The sequence below is a fragment of the Vibrio sp. AND4 genome (genome assembly GCF_000171815.1).
Taxonomy (GTDB): domain Bacteria; phylum Pseudomonadota; class Gammaproteobacteria; order Enterobacterales; family Vibrionaceae; genus Vibrio.
In genome coordinates, this window is the sequence record NZ_ABGR01000117.1 from 1 (window position 1) to 1,291 (window position 1,291).

At 44.7% G+C, this 1,291-nt stretch carries 1 protein-coding gene and 1 pseudogene; both read right to left on the bottom strand.

Going from position 1 to position 1,291, the window contains the following annotated elements; genetic code table 11:
* On the bottom strand, positions 1–812 hold an 812-nt coding region (locus AND4_RS19055; protein ID WP_009844623.1), incomplete at its 3' end, for an LON peptidase substrate-binding domain-containing protein.
* Between the two features lie 124 nt (positions 813–936).
* Positions 937–1,291: pseudogene (gene clpX / locus AND4_RS19060) on the bottom strand (ATP-dependent Clp protease ATP-binding subunit ClpX); the annotation flags it as partial.

The following is a 1,291-nucleotide window of genomic DNA, read 5'->3' on the forward strand; positions in this document are numbered from 1 at the left end:
TTCTGTCTTTTCCGCGCGTCCTGAGGCATTTTCGACTCTTCAATCTTTTGCTTCAGTGTTTCGAACTCGTCGGGCGCATCTTCCATCTCACCAAGTTCTTTCTGAATCGCTTTCATTTGCTCATTCAGATAGTACTCACGCTGAGACTTTTCCATCTGCTTCTTAACACGACCACGGATACGCTTCTCAACTTGAAGAAGGTCAATTTCTGATTCCATCTGGCCCATTAGGAACTCAAGACGTTCAGTTACATCGACAATTTCGAGTACTTGTTGCTTATCCACCAGTTTAAGAGGCATATGCGCTGCAATGGTATCTGCTAGGCGTGCTGCTTCATCAATACCGCTTAGTGAAGTCAGTACTTCTGGCGGGATCTTTTTGTTAAGTTTGATGAAACCTTCAAATTGGTTAATCGCACTGCGAACAATCACTTCTTGCTCACGCTCGTCCAGTTCAGGCGTTACCACAAACTCTGCCTCAGCAAGGAAGAATTCGCTTTCTTTGAAATGATTAATCTTTGCGCGTTGCTGCCCCTCAACCAACACTTTAACCGTGCCATCAGGTAGCTTTAGAAGCTGGAGAATGGTCGCAACCGTACCTACTTCAAATAGGTCATCAACTGTAGGCTCGTCAGTATCAGCTTGCTTTTGTGCCACAAGCAGAACTTGTTTATTTGTTTCCATCGCCGTTTCTAGGCAGCTAATCGATTTCTCACGACCAACAAACAATGGAATAACCATGTGTGGGTAGACCACTACGTCACGTAGAGGCAATACCGGGATCTCGATACGCTCGGAACGTTCCAAGTTCATATAATTCTCTCTTCCGCTTTAACGTCTTACTTTAGGCAGTATATGGGGTCTAATTATTTGGATTCAATAAGTGAAATAAAAAAAGGAGGTAATTACTTACCTCCTTTTTAATTCATGGCTGGGTTTATTCTGCTCCAGCGGCCTGATTATCGGCGTTGCTGTAAATGAGCAGCGGTTCAGACTCACCGTTAATCACTGACTCATCAATAACAACTTTACTGACGTCTGTTGCTGATGGCAGTTCATACATGGTTTCTAGCAGAACACTTTCTAAGATTGAACGTAGACCACGAGCGCCTGTTTTACGCTCCATCGCTTTCTTAGCGATTGCACGAAGCGCGTCTTCACGGAACTCGAGCTCAGCGTCTTCTAACTCAAACAATGCTGCGTACTGCTTGGTCAGTGCGTTCTTCGGTTCACAGAGGATCTGAATTAGCGCTTCTTCATCAAGCTCAGTCAATGTTGTGGTTACCGGTAGA